At 64.2% G+C, this 15,731-nt stretch carries 17 protein-coding genes and 1 other RNA gene; 9 read left to right on the top strand and 9 right to left on the bottom strand.

Annotated features, from left to right (window positions below; translation table 11 throughout):
* The first annotated feature begins 5 nt into the window (after positions 1-5).
* Positions 6-554, top strand: coding sequence for a 5' nucleotidase, NT5C type (locus CGL56_RS16895; protein WP_099107766.1), 549 nt, complete (start codon positions 6-8; stop codon positions 552-554).
* Positions 551-955 (top strand): GtrA family protein, encoded by a 405-nt coding sequence (locus CGL56_RS16890; protein WP_099107765.1) that lies wholly within the window; start codon positions 551-553, stop codon positions 953-955. The genes CGL56_RS16895 and CGL56_RS16890 overlap by 4 nt, the downstream gene beginning before the upstream one ends.
* Before the next feature lie 121 nt (positions 956-1,076).
* Here the strand turns inward: CGL56_RS16890 and thrS are convergent, their stop codons facing one another.
* Positions 1,077-2,999 (bottom strand): threonine--tRNA ligase, encoded by a 1,923-nt coding sequence (gene thrS, locus CGL56_RS16885; RefSeq protein ID WP_099107764.1) that lies wholly within the window; start codon positions 2,997-2,999, stop codon positions 1,077-1,079.
* Between the two features lie 134 nt (positions 3,000-3,133).
* On the opposite strand from thrS, the gene CGL56_RS16880 reads away from it, so the two are divergent.
* Positions 3,134-3,571 carry a TonB-dependent receptor plug domain-containing protein gene (locus CGL56_RS16880; protein ID WP_099107763.1) on the top strand — a complete coding sequence of 146 codons (438 nt, stop codon included), beginning with the start codon at positions 3,134-3,136 and terminating at the stop codon, positions 3,569-3,571.
* A 3-nt stretch (positions 3,572-3,574) separates the two neighbouring features.
* Here CGL56_RS16880 and CGL56_RS16875 read toward each other — a convergent pair whose 3' ends face one another.
* The 3 genes from CGL56_RS16875 to CGL56_RS16865 are packed head-to-tail and all read right to left on the bottom strand — an operon-like array spanning position 3,575 to position 6,041.
* A complete protein-coding gene (locus CGL56_RS16875) occupies positions 3,575-4,201 on the bottom strand; it encodes a DUF4230 domain-containing protein (protein ID WP_099107762.1) in 627 nt (208 codons plus the stop codon).
* Positions 4,198-5,064, bottom strand: coding sequence for a DUF3108 domain-containing protein (locus tag CGL56_RS16870; protein WP_099107761.1), 867 nt, complete (start codon positions 5,062-5,064; stop codon positions 4,198-4,200). The genes CGL56_RS16875 and CGL56_RS16870 overlap by 4 nt, the downstream gene beginning before the upstream one ends.
* Positions 5,061-6,041, bottom strand: a complete 981-nt coding sequence (locus CGL56_RS16865; protein WP_099107760.1) for a lysylphosphatidylglycerol synthase domain-containing protein — start codon at positions 6,039-6,041, stop codon at positions 5,061-5,063. Before CGL56_RS16865 ends, CGL56_RS16870 begins: the two co-directional genes overlap by 4 nt.
* Before the next feature lie 194 nt (positions 6,042-6,235).
* Here CGL56_RS16865 and ruvC point away from each other — a divergent pair, with 194 nt between their 5' ends.
* Positions 6,236-6,820, top strand: coding sequence for a crossover junction endodeoxyribonuclease RuvC (gene ruvC / locus CGL56_RS16860; RefSeq protein ID WP_099107759.1), 585 nt, complete (start codon positions 6,236-6,238; stop codon positions 6,818-6,820).
* Positions 6,821-6,835: 15 nt separating this feature from the next.
* Here ruvC and CGL56_RS16855 read toward each other — a convergent pair whose 3' ends face one another.
* Together CGL56_RS16855 and bcp are read right to left on the bottom strand one after the other, a co-directional pair.
* Positions 6,836-7,462: a LysE family translocator gene (locus CGL56_RS16855; RefSeq protein ID WP_099107758.1), complete on the bottom strand. Its 627-nt coding sequence runs from the start codon at positions 7,460-7,462 to the stop codon at positions 6,836-6,838.
* A complete protein-coding gene (bcp, locus tag CGL56_RS16850) occupies positions 7,463-7,921 on the bottom strand; it encodes a thioredoxin-dependent thiol peroxidase (protein ID WP_099107809.1) in 459 nt (152 codons plus the stop codon).
* Positions 7,922-7,975: 54 nt separating this feature from the next.
* Here bcp and CGL56_RS16845 point away from each other — a divergent pair, with 54 nt between their 5' ends.
* The 3 genes from CGL56_RS16845 (at position 7,976) to CGL56_RS16835 (ending at position 9,677) form a co-directional block, all read left to right on the top strand.
* Positions 7,976-8,182, top strand: coding sequence for a hypothetical protein (locus tag CGL56_RS16845; protein ID WP_099107757.1), 207 nt, complete (start codon positions 7,976-7,978; stop codon positions 8,180-8,182).
* 64 nt (positions 8,183-8,246) lie between these two features.
* A complete protein-coding gene (locus CGL56_RS16840; RefSeq protein WP_099107756.1) occupies positions 8,247-9,137 on the top strand; it encodes an ROK family protein in 891 nt (296 codons plus the stop codon).
* A 99-nt stretch (positions 9,138-9,236) separates the two neighbouring features.
* A complete protein-coding gene (locus tag CGL56_RS16835; RefSeq protein ID WP_099107755.1) occupies positions 9,237-9,677 on the top strand; it encodes a cupin domain-containing protein in 441 nt (146 codons plus the stop codon).
* Between the two features lies 1 nt (position 9,678).
* Here the strand turns inward: CGL56_RS16835 and CGL56_RS16830 are convergent, their stop codons facing one another.
* Both CGL56_RS16830 and rnpB read right to left on the bottom strand, forming a co-directional pair.
* The gene (locus tag CGL56_RS16830) at positions 9,679-11,259 is read right to left on the bottom strand and encodes a sulfatase (RefSeq protein ID WP_099107754.1); all 1,581 of its coding nucleotides are present in this window, start codon (positions 11,257-11,259) and stop codon (positions 9,679-9,681) included.
* A 264-nt stretch (positions 11,260-11,523) separates the two neighbouring features.
* Positions 11,524-11,965, bottom strand: an RNA gene (gene rnpB, locus CGL56_RS16825) — RNase P RNA component class A.
* Between the two features lie 39 nt (positions 11,966-12,004).
* Here rnpB and crtD point away from each other — a divergent pair.
* Both crtD and CGL56_RS16815 read left to right on the top strand, forming a co-directional pair.
* Positions 12,005-13,483: a 1-hydroxycarotenoid 3,4-desaturase CrtD gene (gene crtD / locus CGL56_RS16820; protein ID WP_099107753.1), complete on the top strand. Its 1,479-nt coding sequence runs from the start codon at positions 12,005-12,007 to the stop codon at positions 13,481-13,483.
* A 70-nt stretch (positions 13,484-13,553) separates the two neighbouring features.
* Positions 13,554-14,234, top strand: coding sequence for an OmpA family protein (locus tag CGL56_RS16815; RefSeq protein ID WP_099107752.1), 681 nt, complete (start codon positions 13,554-13,556; stop codon positions 14,232-14,234).
* 59 nt (positions 14,235-14,293) lie between these two features.
* Here CGL56_RS16815 and gatA read toward each other — a convergent pair whose 3' ends face one another.
* Complete coding sequence (gatA, locus tag CGL56_RS16810; RefSeq protein WP_099107751.1) at positions 14,294-15,712, bottom strand: Asp-tRNA(Asn)/Glu-tRNA(Gln) amidotransferase subunit GatA; 1,419 nt, start codon at positions 15,710-15,712, stop codon at positions 14,294-14,296.
* Between the last annotated feature and the right edge of the window lie 19 nt (positions 15,713-15,731).

Genomic DNA, 15,731 nt, shown 5'->3' with positions numbered 1-15,731 from the left:
TTTTAATGCGCATTTGTATCGACATGGACGAGGTGATGGTAGACAACTACCAGGAGTACCACCGTCTCTTTGAAAAGCACTTCGGCCGCAAGGTCGACCCCCAGGAGTACTACGGCAAGAAGATCTACGAACTGCCGGGCATCGAGTCGCTCCGCGACGAGCTCCACCGCCCCGGTTTCTTCCGCCACCTGCCCGTGATGAAGGACGCCCGAGAGGTGGTGGAGGAATTGTACGAGAACTACGAGGTATACGTAGTGACCGCCGCCACCGAATTCAAGCACTGCTTCACCGACAAGTGGGAGTGGCTGGAGGAACACATGCCCTTCATCCACTGGGAGCGGATCGTGTTCTGCGGCAACAAGAGCATCGTCCACGGCGACTACATGATCGACGACAAGGTGAGCAACCTGAACACCTTCAACGGACAGGGGCTGCTTTTCACCGCCAGCCACAACACCCTGGACGACGGGGGCTACCCCCGCTTCGACAACTGGCTGGAGATCCGGGATTACTTCCGCGAACTGCGCGCGGGAGAGATCGCCGGCGAAGGATGAAACCCGAAGTCCGCAAAGTCTGGGACTTCGGCTGGGAAAAGCTCCCCTTTGCCCTCACGGGACTGGTGGCCACGGGCATCAACTACGGCCTCTACCTCCTGCTCGTAGACCGCTACCTGCCCCCCGTACCCGCCACCCTGATCGCCTACTCGAGCAGCGTGGTACTGAATTTCTTCCTGCAGCGCTACTTCGTCTTCGAACTGCGGCGGTCGCTGCGCTCGGCCTTCGCCCTGAGCATGCTCGTCAGCCTCGGTGGCCTCCTGCTGGATGCCGCCATCGTGTTCGGCCTCCACTACTTCCCCCTCCTCGGCGACCGCGAATGGCTGATCAAAGGCGTGGCCACCGGGGTGGTCTTCTTCTATAATTATTACGGGAAACGGCGGGTCTTCGAGGGGCGCTGATGGTTCGCGAGCTAAGCTCGCGGTTATACACGAACCACCCACGCCCGGCCCTAGAAGGGACGGCTTTAAATAGCGGGGTCAATTCCGAGTGCAACGAGGAATGGTCCTCGCGATCCTACCCCTAAAGCTGCGTCCGGAAAAACGCCACGAACTCCGCCACCGTCATCGCGCCCCGGTCGCCTTCGCCCTGTACTCGGACGGCCACCTGGCCGTTCTCCACTTCCTTCTCACCGACGATGAGCATGAAGGGTACGCGTTTGAGCTCGGTGTCGCGGATCTTGCGGCCGATGGTTTCGTTGCGGTCGTCGACCGAGCCGCGGATGTCGTGGCGGGCCAGTTCGGCGAGTACTTCCTGGCTGTAGGCGTTGAACTTCTCGCTGATGGGCAGGATGGTGAGCTGCTCCGGGGTGAGCCACAGGGGGAACTTGCCGCCGGTGTGCTCGATCAGGATAGAGGTGAAGCGTTCCAGGGAGCCGAAGGGGGCTCGGTGGATCATCACCGGCCGGTGGGCCTGGTTGTCGGCGCCGATGTATTCCAGCTCGAAGCGTTCGGGCAGGTTGTAGTCCACCTGTACGGTGCCCAGCTGCCACTGCCGGCCGAGGGCGTCGCGCACCATGAAGTCGAGTTTGGGGCCGTAGAAGGCCGCTTCCCCGTAGGCGGTGACGGTCTGCATGTCGATCTCGGCGCAGGCGTCGATGATGGCCTGCTCGGCCGAGGCCCAGTTCTTTTCCGAGCCGATGTACTTCTCCGGGGTGGCGGGGTCGCGCAGGGAGATCTGGGCCGTGACGTCGTCGAAGCCGATCATGCTCAGCACTTCCTTCACGATGTCGACCACGGCCAGGAATTCACCCTTCACCTGCTCGGGCATGCAAAAGATGTGGGCGTCGTCCTGGGTGAAGCCGCGTACCCGGCTCAGGCCGTGGAGCTCGCCGGTCTGCTCGTAGCGGTATACGGTACCGAACTCCGCCAGCCGCAGGGGCAGTTCGCGGTAGCTGCGGGGGCGGAACTTGTACATCTCGCAGTGGTGAGGGCAGTTCATGGGCTTGAGCATGAACTCCTCACCCTCCCGGGGGGTCTTGATGGGCTGGAAGCTGTCGGCCCCGTACTTGTCCCAGTGGCCACTGGTCACGTAGAGGTCCTTCTTGCCGATGTGGGGGGTGGTCACCTGCTGGTAGCCGGCGTTCTCTTGCCGGTCCTTCAGGTAGTTGACCAGCCGCTCCCGCAGCTGGGTGCCCTTCGGCAGCCACATGGGCAGGCCCGCGCCGACCTTCTCGCTGAACATGAAGAGCTCGAGCTCCTGACCGAGCTTGCGGTGGTCGCGCTTCTTGGCTTCCTCCAGCAGTTCCAGGTACTCCTTGAGTTCCTTGGCCTTGGGGAAGGAGATGCCGTAGATGCGGGTCAGCTGCTTGCGCTTTTCGTCGCCGAGCCAGTAGGCACCGGCCACCTTCATCAGCTTAACGGCCTTGATGGCGCCGGAGTTGGCAATGTGGGGCCCCCGGCACAGGTCGGTAAAGTTGCCCTGGGTGTAGAAGGTGATATTGCCGTCTTCCAGTCGCTCCAGCAGCTCCAGCTTGTAGGGGTCCTCCTTTTCGGTGTAGTAGGCCACCGCGTCGGCCTTGCTGATGGGCCGGCGTACGTAGTCCACCTTGCGGCGGGCCAGTTCCAGCATCTTTTCCTCGATGCGGGGCAGGTCTTCGGAGCTGATCGTGCGGTCGTCGCCGGTGTCCACGTCGTAGTAGAAGCCGTTCTCCACGGCCGGCCCGATGCCGAGCTTCACGCCGGGGTAGAGCTCCTCCAGAGCCTCGGCCATGAGGTGGGCGGTGGAGTGCCAGAAGGTTTCCTTGCCCCCCTGGTCGTTCCAGGTCAGCAGCGCCACGGTGGCGTCCTCCTCGATAGGGCGGTTGGCGTCGACCACGGTGCCGTTGACGCGGGCACTGAGCACGTTGCGGGCCAGGCCGGAGCTGATGCTCTGGGCGATTTCGAGGGGGGTAATGCCGGCTTCGTACTGGCGTACGCTGCCGTCGGGAAGGGTGATGTTGATCATCATACAAGGATTTTGGCCTTCTTACGGACGAAGGGTGAACGGGGCCGCAAAGCTAATCAGTAAGCCGCTATCTTTAATATTCACTGAAACATTGGTGTTTGGGCGAACGCCCCCTCCTTACCTAATCCCTGCCCATGCGCTCTACGCTCGCCCTCCTCATCCTCCTCGTCCTCGGCACCGCCGCCTGCGGTACCTCCCGCCGGGGCAGCAGCGATGCGGAAACCGCCCACCGCGCCATCCACAACGCCCGGGGCAGCAACTCCGTCGAGGTCGACGCGGGCTCCACCGGCAACGACCTCACCTCCTACCTCCGCCAGGTGGCCGGGGTGATCGTGCGCGGCAGCGGGGCCGACGCTACGGTGCGCATCCGGGGCGACGTGAACTTCAACGCGGATGCCACCCCCCTCTTCGTGGTCAACGGCACCATCCTGGGCAACAACTTCGCCTCCGTTTACAATACCATCGACATCAACGAGATCGCCCGCGTCACCGTTCTGAAGAACGTGAGCGACACCAACCGCTACGGCATGCAGGGGGCCAACGGGGTGATCGAAATCCGATTGAAAAAGTAAGAGCTATCCGGCAGGCTCCGGCAACGGTGTCCCTTCCTCCACCACCAGCTCGTAGCCCGCGGCGCCGGCCAGGTAGGCGATGCCGGCAATTACGGAGTTCCCCTGCTCCCGCGCCCGCGCCATCAGCTCGCTCTTCAGGGCCGCGTCGTGCAGCCGCTCCTTGGCCCGGCGGTTGAGGCGGCTGTAGTCCTCGGCGCTGAAGGTGTTGAACCAGCTCTCGTCGAGGTTGCGGTACACCAGGTCGTGGTCGATGGCCAGGATCTCCGGTTCCGGCAGGTTGCGGATGGTCATCACGCGGCGGTCGGGGTCCAGGGAGACGTCGAGCTGCTCCAGGTCGTAGCCCACCAGCACCGTGCCCCTCACTTCCACCGTGGCCTTCTTGTCGAAGGAAAACTGGGAGGGCAGGGGCAGGTATAGCGTCACGTTCCGCGAGGAGGTGGTGTGGAAGATCTCACTCACGTCGCCCTCCACGGTGACCAGTTTCATCACGTTGCGCACCCGTTCCAGCAGGATGGTGGCTTCCTCCTGTACCCGCTGTTCCTGCCGGTGGCTTTGCCACAGGCTCAGCGCGGCCACCCCGAGGAGGAAGGACAGGGCAACTACGAGGAGGGTGAGTACGATGCGGTTCATTCTTCTCCGACCTTGGCTTCCATGGGGTAGCGCAGCCCCTTGTAGGATTTGAGTACGGCCTTGACGCTGCCCACCGTTACCGGAGATTCGATCATTACGGGGATCTTGTTCCGGTCGTTGCTCACGTAGATCTTCATTTCGTCGCCCTCCTTGAAGAGCTCACCGGTGATGAGCTGCGGACTGAAGCGCAGGGTGTTGAAGCGGCCGCTGCCCTTCACCTTCACGTCGGGTTCGGGGCCGAGGTAGCGGATCTTCAGGGGGTGCATCTCCTGGTCCATCAGGATCTTGATGGGGATCTCCTGCTTCGGTTGCAGGGAGGCGTAGTCGAGGTTGCGGGCGAAGTAGATGATGGAGATCAGGTCGTGCATGCAGGGGTCCACGTCCATGTACTTCGGCTTGGTATCCTGCCGGGTCTTGCCGCGGTGACTCACGATGCGCTGTTCGTCCTGGTAGAAGGTGGTGCGGTCGTAACGCTGGTAGCCGCCCTCCTGGATGTCCTTGATGTGGATCTGGGGCAGCAGGGTCTCCTTGTCGAGGTAGCTGGTGTAGTTGTCGGTCACTTTATAGAACCACTCGTAACTGGGGTAGGTGCGGCCGCGGACGGTGATGCGGTACTGGTTCTCCAGGTCGTGGACGTTGAAGGTCACCTCGCCGGCGGGCAGCCAGACGAAGTTCCAGTTGTAGTACAGTTTGTAGACGATCTGCTCCCCGGCGCGGAAGGTGGTGTTGTCGATCCCGCAGACATCGGCTACGCTACCACCGTTCTGGGCGGCGGGCGCGGGTGCCGGGGCGGAACCGTCGGGCCGGGCACCGGGCAGGGCCAGCATCAGCAGCAGCAGGAACTTCAGACCGAAGGGGTTCATGACAATTTATTTTTTCTGACAATCAGCCAGTACCCGGGCAGGGCGGGCAGCAATACATTAACGCCGAACAGGGCCGTATATGCTGCCAGTACCGCTATGGCACCCTCGGCGTCCACCGACCAGAGCAGCAGGCCCAGTTCGGTACGGGTGACCAGGTTCAGTCCGGGGGGCAGGGGCAGTCCGGCCTGGATCAGGTAGATGGCGGCAATCCCGGCCAGCCCCCACAACAACGGCAGGGACAAGCCGAAAAAACCGAGCAACAGATACAGCTGCGTACAGTAAACCACGAAACGCAGGCAGGCGTATACGCTGCTCCGCAACAGTAACAAAAGGGTAACGTTTGGCAGGGCCGAACGGAGTACGTCGAGGTCCCGACCAAACCGCCGTTCGATTACGTCCAACAGCCAGCGGATCAGGGGTTTGCCGCCCAGGTAGACGATCACCAGCGCCAGGGGACCGAGGGGCAGCAGGGCCAGCAGCGGCAGTCCGCCCAGCCACCCGCCGGGCAGAGCGTCCAGGGTATAGATCAGGGCCGGCCAGGCCAGCAGCAGGAAGGCTACCCACTGGCACACGCTGCCGAGCAGGGAGGCGGCCGTCACCGCCGCCCATTCCCCCCGGCGGGCCAGCAGCAGCCGTCCGCCGATCTCCCCGATGCGGTTGGGCGTGGCCGCACTCAGGCTCACCCCCGCCAGGGTAGCCCGCCACACCCGCCGGAAGGGCCAGCGCACGAAGGCGTCCAGCAGCAGCTGCCACTTGCGGGCCTCCAGCAGCCAGTTCAGGGGCATGAGCAGGAGGACGACCACCAATTTCCACCCGTTGCCGGGCCGGACGATGGATTCCCCGAACCGCACCCAGTCGATCCGCCGCGCCAGGCCCACGAACTGGTAGATGAAGACCAGCATCACCACAACGGCCAGCAGGCGGAGGATCCACTTGCGGTAGGGTAGCAGGGCCGAAAGGAAGGCGGGGTAGGGCATAGGCCGCGCCAAAATACGCCGCGGGGACCCACGCCGGGCGACTTCCCCGGGCAGTCCACCAAAACGTTTCAGACGGGCGGCAGAACAAAAAATTTGTTGGACTCCTCCTTTTCCGCCTACCTTGCGGTACGTTTATTGGTGTGGACTCCCGCGCCGGTTGCCCTTTTCGTATTTACTCACTCAACTGTTTGCCCTTGCCCGCCCCCGCCCCCGCCCCCAAGCCCGATCCGGCCGTTTACCGCATCATCGGTATCGACCCCGGTACCGTGGTGCTGGGGTTCGCGGTGGTGGAGGTGCACCCCCGCAGCCGGCGCATCGTCGAACTGGGGGTGCTGAGGCTGGCCCAGTTGAAGGACCACTCCCGTCGCCTGGAGCTGATCCACCGCCGCCTCACCCAGGTGATCCGCGAACACCGGCCCACCATCATGGCCATCGAGGCGCCCTTTTTCGGCAAGAACCCCCAGTCGATGCTCAAACTGGGCCGCGCCCAGGGCGTCTGCATGGCCGCCGCCATCGGGGAGGGGCTGGAAGTGACCGAATACGCCCCCCGCAAGATCAAGCAGAGCATCACCGGCAACGGCAACGCCAGCAAGGAACAGGTGGCCGCCATGCTGGAGAATGAATTCGACCTGGACAGCAGCCGCTACCTCGCCGACGCCACCGACGCCCTCGGGGCGGCCATGTGCCACTTCTATCAGAACCGCAGCGCCCTACCGGGCAAGAAGAGTTTCTCGGGCTGGGAGGGCTTCCTCAAGGCCAATACCGACCGGGTGCGCTAGCTCGGAAAGGAGTCCCTACAACCACACCCGCGCCGCCAGCAGTACCCCGAACAGCCCCAGCGCCACGGCCCCGGCTCGCTGGGCCCTCAGCATGGTGGCCGGCCGCAACAGTTCCCGCAGCTTGCGGGCCCCCAGTACCTTGCCGGCGTCGGCGATGATGATGGTGCCCATGATGCCGCCGTAGACGGCCAGCGCCTGCTCGGGCAGCAACTCGTGGTTGTGCACCTGGGTGACCACGAAGGTCGACCAGAAGAAGGCGGTGAAGGGGTTGAAGGTGTTCACGGCGAAGCCCTGGGCCCAGGCGCTCAGCAGTCCGCGGCGGGAGGGCATGATCTTCTTCGCCTTCAGGTTGGGCGGTTGGCGGTACCACATCACCACGCCCACGCCCATGAGCAGTACGGAGCCCACGGTACCCACGATCTCGTTCAGGTATTCGTAGTCGAGCAGCCGCTCCAGCCCTTCCAGTCCGAAGTGGGAGAGGGAAATGTAGAGGAGGTCACTGGTCCAGATGCCCAGGGCCGCGGCGAAGCTCGCCAGGGTACCGCGGCGCAGGCTCAGCTGCACCAGCAGGACCACCAGGGGGCCCACCAGCAGGGAGAGGACCAGCCCCGCCCGGATTCCTTCCCAGATATACCCCAGCATTTACGCCGTTTCCAGTAGCTGGGCGGCGTGGGTCTTGGTCTTCACCTTGGTGATGACCCGCTCGATCTTGCCTTCGCCGTCGATCACGAAGGTGGTGCGGTGGACGCCGTCGTACTCCCGGCCCATGAATTTCTTGGGGCCCCATACGCCGTAGGCATCCATGACGCGGTGGTCTTCGTCGGCAATCAGGGGCATCGGCAGGTCGTGCTTGTCGATGAACTTCAGGTGCTTTTTGATGGGGTCCGGACTTACCCCCACCAGTTCATAGCCCTGTTCGCGTAGTTCGGCGTAGGAATCGCGCAGGCTGCAGGCCGCGGCGGTACAGCCTGGTGTATCGTCCTTGGGGTAGAAGAAGAGGACCAGCTTCTTCCCCCGGAAATCACTCAGGGAAATCTCGGATCCATCCTGTATGGTTGCGGTAAAGTCGGGAGCGGCATCGCCGGGCTGGAGTGTAGTCATGCCCATTGAAACAAGGACCCCCCCACCGGGTTCAGAAAGAGAAATATCCCGATCGTGTCCACCCGCAGCCTGCTGTTCGCCCTCGTCGTCATCGCCCTGGTCGTGCTCATCTATCGCCCCATCCTGAAGATCGCCCGCGACGATATGGCCCTCCGCAAGGCCGCCGGCCGGGGCAACGGACTGGTCTACGCCGTGCTCCTGCTGCCCATCTTCGGACCGCTGATCTACCTGCTGGTCCGCCGGCTGATGCTGCCCAAATAGGCGGCGGGGCCCGCGGGTGCCGGGGAAACTCAGAAAATCGATACTTTGCCGGAAATCCACGCGCATGAAATTCGGCATTGACCTCGGCGGTACCAAAATAGAAGGCGTCGTCCTGGACGAACGGGGCGAAGTGATCGAACGCCGCCGCATCCCTACCGAACGGGAGAAAGGATACGACCATATCCTGCAGGGGATCGCCCGGGTGGTCTCCGAAATGGAAGAAGTAACCGGACTGACGGCCGAACACGTCGGCATCGGTACCCCCGGTACCATCGATCCGATCAGCGGATTGATGAAGAACAGCAATACGGTGGTCCTCAATGGCAAACCCCTGGGGAAAGACCTCGAAAAGCTCATCGACAAACCCCTCACCCTGGCCAACGACGCCAACTGCTTCGCCGTGGCGGAAACCCTCATGGGCTGCGTACCCGAAGCGGCCCCCGACGCCAAAGTAGTCTTCGGGGTCATCCTCGGTACCGGTACGGGCGGCGGCGTCGTCGTCAACGGCAAGATCATCGCCGGCGCCCAGGGCATCGGCGGCGAGTGGGGCCACACCTTTCTCGACCACTCCGGTGGCTACTGCTACTGCGGCCGCGTGGGCTGCACCGAACAGATCATCTCCGGCCCCGCCCTCGAGCGCTACTACCTGCGCATGAGCGGCCGCGCCCTGACGATGCGCGAGATCGTCCCCCGCTACCGGGCCGGCAGTGATGCGGCGGCCACCCGCACCCTGGAGCGCTTCTTCCACTACTTCGCCAAGGGCATCGCCAACATCATCAACTTCCTGGACCCCGACGTGGTCGTCCTCGGTGGCGGCCTCGGCAACATCGGGGAACTGTACGAAGACGGCATCCCCCAGGTGGTCGATCACCTCTTCAACCCCCGCATGGATACCCGCTTCCTGAAACCGAAGCTGGGCGATTCGGCCGGGGTGTTCGGCGCCGCCCTCCTCTAGTACGATGCTGCCTCCCCGATAGCCATCGGGGCGCCAGTACAATGCTGCCTCAGGCAGCGCCAGCAAAATGCGGTCTCCGACCGCGCAAACCCACCCTCCATGCCCAAACCCACCATCCCCTACTGGCACGTCTACACCGACGCGGAAGGCGTCAGCCGCCAAAAAAAGAAGTACCTAACCGACTTCCATCAGGAAAGCATGGGTGGCAATTCCGGCGCCCAGTGGAACAACAAGCTCACCGAGGGCGCCACGCGGGTCATCTTCAGCGAGCTGCCGGCCGACTTCAACGGCGACTGGCACGAAAACCCCGCCCCCCAGTGGATCATCCCCCTCAGCGGCGGCTGGTGGGTGGAGACCATGGACGGGCAGCGCACAGAGATGCGGACCGGCGAGCTTTCCTTCGGTGCCGACCAGGGAACGAAGGAGGGCAAGGGCCACCGCTCCGGCGTCCTCAACGGGGAACCCTGTCGGATGATGATCGTCCAGTTCACGGACCACCCCGCCCTGGCGGGCGGGCAGAAGGCCCCCCACGAAGTGTAGCTTATTCCTCGATCTTGCTGCCCCACCAGTCGGCGTTGGGCGACCAGTCCGGCCGGAACATTTCCTCCCGCTGCTGCTCCAGCCGCGGCCGCAGGGTGTCCCGGAAGTAGGCTGCCTTTTGCTGGTCCAGCGCCGGGTCGTACCGGGGATCCGGGCGGGGGTAGCGGGCACCCCGGTCTTCCAGGAAGGCGAGCAGTGCCCCGTGTAATTCAGCGGCCACGTCCGCATGGCGCTCGGCCACGTTGATTTGCTCCCGCGGGTCGCGCCCCAGGTGGTAGAGCTCATCGTGACCGTCTTCCCAATAGTGGATGAGTTTCCAGTCGCCGCGCTGGATGACGCTGCTGGGGTCGCCGCCCTGGTTGCCGTAGTGGGGGTAATGCCAGATCAGGTCGCGTTCCGGCCAGTTTTCGCCGCGGATCAGGGGGGAGAGGTCGCGGCCGTCGATGACCTGCGGCAGATCGGCCTGGATGCCGGCCAGGGACAGCAGGGTGGGGTAGAGGTCGGCTCCGATGACGGGCGCGGCCACCGAGGTCGGGGCCACGCGGTTGCCGACGCGCAGGAAGAGGGGCTCCCGCGTGCCGCCTTCCCACTGGTAGCCCTTCCCGCCGCGCAGGGGCAGGTTGCTGGTGGCGTAGTTGTCGCCGCTGGAGACGCCGCCGTTGTCGGAGGTGAAGACCACCAGGGTATTCTCGGCCAGGCCCAAGCTGTCGAGGGCGTCGAGCACCAGGCCTACGGCTTCGTCCATCTGCCTGACCAGCCCGGCGTAGACGGGGTTATCCTGGACGGTCCGGATAGGCATCCGCCGCTCCATTTCAAAGCCGTGGTCGGCGGTGCCTCCCTCCACGGCCTTGTTACGGAAGTAGCGCCAGTTGGCCTCGGTGGTCTGGATGGGCGCGTGGACGGCGTAGAAGCTGAGGAAGGCGAAGAAGGGCGCTTCGGCGTTCGCGGCGATGAAGCTTTTGGTTTCGTCGGCGAGCCGCATCGACAGGTTTTCCCCGGGGCGGCGATTCGGCAGCTGGGGATTGTCGTAGGGATCGAAAAACCCACCGGCCGGTGAGCCCTTGTCGTTGCCGCCTACGTTCTGGTCGAAGCCATGGTCGGTGGGCATGCTCCCCGCGCCACCCAGGTGCCACTTGCCGGCGAAGAAGGTGCGGTAGCCCCCCTGCTGGAACGCCTCGGCGAGGGTGAGTGCCGTATCGGGCAGTACCCTCACGTACTCCGGCGGCAGGTGGGTGGTGAAGCGGCGGTTGTTGCGCCAGGCTTCTCCGGCCCCCGCCCCGATCCAGTCGGTGATGCCGTGGGTGGCGGTGAACTGCCCGAGCATCAAGCTGGCCCGCGAAGGACTGCACACCCGGCTGCCGGCGTAGGCCCGATCGAAGGCAACACTGCCGCGGGCCAGGCGATCCAGATTCGGCGTTTCGTAGTAGGTAGATCCCGTGGCGCCCAGGTCGTGGTAGCCCAGGTCGTCGGCTAGGATGAATACCACGTTCATGGGAGCCTTGTCGGTATCCTCGGTCGCCTCCGTAGGCGCGGCGCAGGCGATGAACAGGCAAAGCGGGAGGAGAAATCTTGAAAGAGGCATCGGCGGAAGGGGAACTTTGATCGTTCATGCCAAGCTACGACTGCCGGGTAAATCAGAGGACCTCGGAGTGCCCATTGCACCCGGCAGGACACTCAGAGGTGTCCTACTGCGTACGGCCACGCTCCGAGGTCCGGCCACTTCACGGATAATCAGGACCTCGGAGTGTCGCCGTGCGCAGCGAGCGACCTCAGAGTGTCCGGCACGACCAGCCCCCGAGATGATTAGAAAAGGCGACGGCCCCGTCTCCGAGGAGACGAGGCCGTCAAAGTTGACCGTTCCGGTAAGCCGGGTTCTGTCGGCCCCTCCGACGGTAATCGACGGGGCGCTCCACCATTTATCTAGGCCGGCGGTTGCCCGACGGCTCTATCTACCTACCCGCGTTCCTTGTATCCGACCGGGCCGGCCGTAGCCTCCGTAAAGGCTGGAACGCTGTTTGGTATTTCAACCCACGGGGTTTACCTCCATCCCGTATTACTACGGGAAGTCGTGGGCTCTTACCCCACGGTTTCACCCTTACCCCGATTCCGATCCCGATAGCTATCGGGGCGGGGTCGGGGCGGTTTGCTTTCTGTTGCACTTTCCGTGCCCCTTCCCGGGGGGGAAGGGACCCCGGCCGTTAGCCGGCGTGGTGCCCTGTGTTGCCCGGACTTTCCTCTTGCCCGCCCCGATCGGGATCGGGTGGACCAGCGGTGGAGTGGACGGTCAAAAAGGTAAACCCTTTGCCGCCGCCAGGGTTGTTCCCCACATGAAAACCGCCGTTATCGGAGCCGGCATTGCTGGACTCGCCGCCGCCGTGCGCCTCGCCGTTGCCGGGCATACCGTCGACGTATACGAGGCCGCCGCGGGGCCCGGCGGCAAACTCAGTCAGTTCAGCCTGCCAGGGGGCTACCGCTTCGATTTTGGGCCCTCACTGTTCACCATGCCGCAGTACGTCGACGAGCTCTTCGCCCTGGCCGGCGAGGATCCCCGCGACCACTTCAACTACGTACTGCTGGAGGAGGTCTGCCGCTACTGGTGGCCCGACGGTACCCGTTTCCAGGCACCCGCGGCCACCGCCGACCTGGTACGGGAAGCCGCCAACACCTTCGACGTCAGCGAGGATCGGATGCGCGATTTTATGTCCGCCGCCGCCCGCAAATACGAGCTCACGGGCCGCACCTTTCTTGAAAAGAGCCTCCACCGGCTGGATACCTGGCTCGACCCCCAGGTGGCCTACGCCATGCTGAAGATTCCCGGCCTCGACCTTTTCCGCAGCATGCACGAGGTGCACGCCGAGGCCCTGGGCGACCCCCGGCTGGTGCAGCTTTTCGACCGCTTTGCCACCTACAACGGCAGCAACCCCTACAAGGCACCGGGCCTGCTGTCGATGATCCCACACTTCGAACACCATTTCGGAGCTTACCTGCCTACGGGCGGGATGTACGACATCACCCAGGGCATCTACGACCTCGGCCGGCGACTGGGGGTCCGGTTTCACTTCAACCAGCGGGTCGACCGCATCAACCGGGCGGGGTCGCGGGTGCAGGGGATCCGGGTGGGTGCCACGGACCTCGACTACGACGCCGTGGTCTGCAACATGGACGTCTGGCTCGCCTACGACCGCCTCCTGGCCGGCGCCAAACGACCGGAGAAAACCCTCCGGCAGCAGAAGAGCAGCAGCGCGGTCATCTTTTACTGGGGCCTCGACCGGGCCTTCCACGAACTGGGCCTGCACAACATCTTCTTCAGCCGCGATTACGCCACCGAATTCGGCCGCCTGGAAGCGGGCAACCTGGCCGATGATGTCACCATCTACGTCAACGTCAGCAGCAAGCTGGTCCTTGAAGACGCCCCCCCCGGTCACGAGAACTGGTTCGTCATGGTCAACGCCCCGGCCCACGCCGGACAGGACTGGGATCAAATGACGGCGGAACTGCGCCCCCGCGTCGTGGCGGCCCTGGAAAAGCACCTTGATCCCGGCCCTTCTACCCACTGGCTGGAGCATCACATCCGGGCCGAGCGCATCGTGCGCCCGCCCGACATCGAGCGCCTCACGGGCAGCCACCAGGGGGCCCTCTACGGCAGCAGCAGCAACAACCGCATGGCGGCTTTTTTGCGGCACCCGAACTTCAGTCGTGACATCGAAGGACTGTACTTCCTGGGCGGGAGCGTCCACCCGGGCGGCGGGGTGCCCCTTTGCCTGTTGTCGGCGCGGATTGTCGCGGATCTGGTTGCCAAGTCTTAACAGGAGCTTAGCAAACATGGGGAGGCTACACCGGGTTTCACCAGTTGCATTACCCCTCAATCAAAGCATTATGAAAACTATCACGAAATCATTCACCCTCCTGCTGCTGGCCATGGCCCTCGTCTTTGCCACCGGCTGTAATACCAGCAAGGCCGTCAAGGGCGGCGCCATCGGCGGTACCGTCGGCGGCGTAGTCGGCGGAGCCATCGGCAAGAACAATGGCAGCGGCACCAAGGGTGCCATCATCGGAGCCGTCGTTGGCGGCGCGGCCGGTGCCGTAATCGGCGATTACATGGACAAGCAGGCCGAAGAGATCGAGCAGATCGAAGGCGCCGAGGTAGAGCGCGTCGGCGAAGGCATCATGGTAACCTTCGACAGCGGAATCCTCTTCCCCACCGCCAAGTACCAACTGACCGAGGCCAGCAAGGTCGAGCTGCGCCGCATGGCCGATATCTTTAACAAGTACCCCGAAACCGACATCACCATCGACGGCCACACCGACAGCGTGGGCAGCGAAGCCTCCAACCAGCGCCTCAGCGAACAGCGGGCCGCCAGCGTAGCCGACTACCTCGTTCAGCTCGGATTGGACCGCAGCCGACTGGTCACCGTAGGCCACGGTGAAACCATGCCCGTAGCCAGCAACGACACCCCCGAAGGCCGCCAGGCCAACCGCCGGGTGGAGGTAGCCATCACCGCCAACGAGCAACTGCAGCAGAAAGCCCAGGACGGTAGCCTTACCGTACCGGAATAAGCTCGGAACGACTTCTTGATTCGCAAACTGGCGGCGTCCCCTCTACGGCGGGGGCGCCGCTATTTTTTTGTCCGCCGTACGAAGGCGAGTAACTCCTCCTCCCGCCACAGGTCGGCCATGAGCTGGTAACCTACCGGCAGGTGGCCATTGGGCTCCGTACCCGTGGGGATGGCGATGGCGGGCAGTCCGGCCAGGTTGGCCATTACGGTGTAGATGTCGGCCAGGTAGTTGGCCACCGGGTCGTCGATCTGCTTGCCCACCGGCCAGGGCCGGCTGGGGGATACGGGCATGAGGATGAAGTCGTACTCCGCAAGTACGCCCCGCAGTTGCTCCTGGATCACCCGCCGCGCCCGCTGGGCCTTGCCGTAGAAGGCGTCGTAGTACCCAGTGCTCAGCACGAAGGTGCCCAGCAGGATGCGCCGCTGTACCTCGGTGCCGAAACCCTCCGAACGGCTGCGCTTGTAGGTTTCCTCCAGGGTGCCGGCGTCCGGACTGCGGTAGCCGTAGCGCATGCCGTCGAAGCGGCTCAGGTTGCTGCTGGCCTCGGCGGTGGTGAGCACGTAGTAGGTTGGTACCACGTAGTCGAAGTAATCGAAGGCCACGGGTTCCACGGTATGCCCCTCCCGGCGGAGTTCCTCCAGGGCGGCGGCCATGGTTTGCCGGATGCCGGCGTCTACACTTTCGTTCTCCAGTACCTCGGGGAAGTAGGCGATGCGGCGGGGTCCGCTGCTTTCCGCCGTGGAGTACAGCGGGACCGGCCGGTTGGGGGCGGTGGCGTCGTAGCGGTCGGCCCCGGCCATGATCTCCAGGCCCAGGGCGATGTCGGCGGGGTCGCGCGAGAGCAGTCCGATCTGGTCGAAGCTGCTGCCGTAGGCGATCAGACCGTGGCGGCTGATGCGGCCGTAGGTGGGCTTGAAGCCGTACAATCCGCAGAAGGAGGCCGGTTGCCGTACCGATCCCCCGGTGCTGGAGCCTACCGCGAGCAGACAGGTATTGGCCTGCACCGATACGGCGGCGCCACCGCTGCTGCCCCCGGGCACCCGGGCGGGGTCGGCGGCGTTGCGGGTGGGGCCGTAATGGCTGTTTTCGTTGCCGCTGCCCATGGCGAATTCGTCGCAGTTCGTCCGCCCGATCACGATAGCCCCCTCGTCCAGCAACCGCTGCAGGGCGGTGGCCGTATAGGGGGAAACGAAGTCTTCCAGCATCCGGGAACCCGCGCTCACGCCATGACCGGCGTAACAGATGACGTCCTTGATGCTGATGATCACCCCGGCCAGGCGGCCGAGCCGGTCGCCGTTCTGCCGCTGGCGGTCCTGCTCCCGGGCCCGGTCCAGGGCCTCGTCGGCGAAGACCTCCACGTAGATGTTGAGGTAGCGCTGGTCGTCGATGCTGGCCAGGTAGTTCTCTACCAGCTGGACGGTGGTGACTTCCCCGGCGGCGAGGGCCTGCTGGGTCGCGGCGATGGAGGGGTAGAACATCGCGCAAAGGTAAACGGCG

It is taken from the genome of Neolewinella marina (assembly GCF_002631205.1).
Classification (GTDB): domain Bacteria; phylum Bacteroidota; class Bacteroidia; order Chitinophagales; family Saprospiraceae; genus Neolewinella; species Neolewinella marina.
The sequence above is the reverse complement of the archived record's forward strand: the minus strand, read 5'-3'. Positions and strand labels throughout refer to the sequence as shown.

Excerpts from the sequence above, each read along its gene's own strand:
- CGL56_RS16840 (WP_099107756.1), top strand. The coding sequence starts at position 8,247 with ATGAAATTCGGCATTGACCTCGGCGGTACCAAAATAGAAGGCGTCGTC.
- CGL56_RS16830 (WP_099107754.1), bottom strand. The coding sequence starts at position 11,259 with ATGCCTCTTTCAAGATTTCTCCTCCCGCTTTGCCTGTTCATCGCCTGC.
- CGL56_RS16880 (WP_099107763.1), top strand. The coding sequence starts at position 3,134 with ATGCGCTCTACGCTCGCCCTCCTCATCCTCCTCGTCCTCGGCACCGCC.
- bcp (WP_099107809.1), bottom strand. The coding sequence starts at position 7,921 with ATGACTACACTCCAGCCCGGCGATGCCGCTCCCGACTTTACCGCAACC.
- CGL56_RS16865 (WP_099107760.1), bottom strand. The coding sequence starts at position 6,041 with ATGCCCTACCCCGCCTTCCTTTCGGCCCTGCTACCCTACCGCAAGTGG.
- gatA (WP_099107751.1), bottom strand. The coding sequence starts at position 15,712 with ATGTTCTACCCCTCCATCGCCGCGACCCAGCAGGCCCTCGCCGCCGGG.
- CGL56_RS16835 (WP_099107755.1), top strand. The coding sequence starts at position 9,237 with ATGCCCAAACCCACCATCCCCTACTGGCACGTCTACACCGACGCGGAA.
- CGL56_RS16890 (WP_099107765.1), top strand. The coding sequence starts at position 551 with ATGAAACCCGAAGTCCGCAAAGTCTGGGACTTCGGCTGGGAAAAGCTC.
- crtD (WP_099107753.1), top strand. The coding sequence starts at position 12,005 with ATGAAAACCGCCGTTATCGGAGCCGGCATTGCTGGACTCGCCGCCGCC.
- CGL56_RS16855 (WP_099107758.1), bottom strand. The coding sequence starts at position 7,462 with ATGCTGGGGTATATCTGGGAAGGAATCCGGGCGGGGCTGGTCCTCTCC.
- CGL56_RS16895 (WP_099107766.1), top strand. The coding sequence starts at position 6 with ATGCGCATTTGTATCGACATGGACGAGGTGATGGTAGACAACTACCAG.
- thrS (WP_099107764.1), bottom strand. The coding sequence starts at position 2,999 with ATGATCAACATCACCCTTCCCGACGGCAGCGTACGCCAGTACGAAGCC.
- CGL56_RS16875 (WP_099107762.1), bottom strand. The coding sequence starts at position 4,201 with ATGAACCGCATCGTACTCACCCTCCTCGTAGTTGCCCTGTCCTTCCTC.
- CGL56_RS16870 (WP_099107761.1), bottom strand. The coding sequence starts at position 5,064 with ATGAACCCCTTCGGTCTGAAGTTCCTGCTGCTGCTGATGCTGGCCCTG.
- CGL56_RS16815 (WP_099107752.1), top strand. The coding sequence starts at position 13,554 with ATGAAAACTATCACGAAATCATTCACCCTCCTGCTGCTGGCCATGGCC.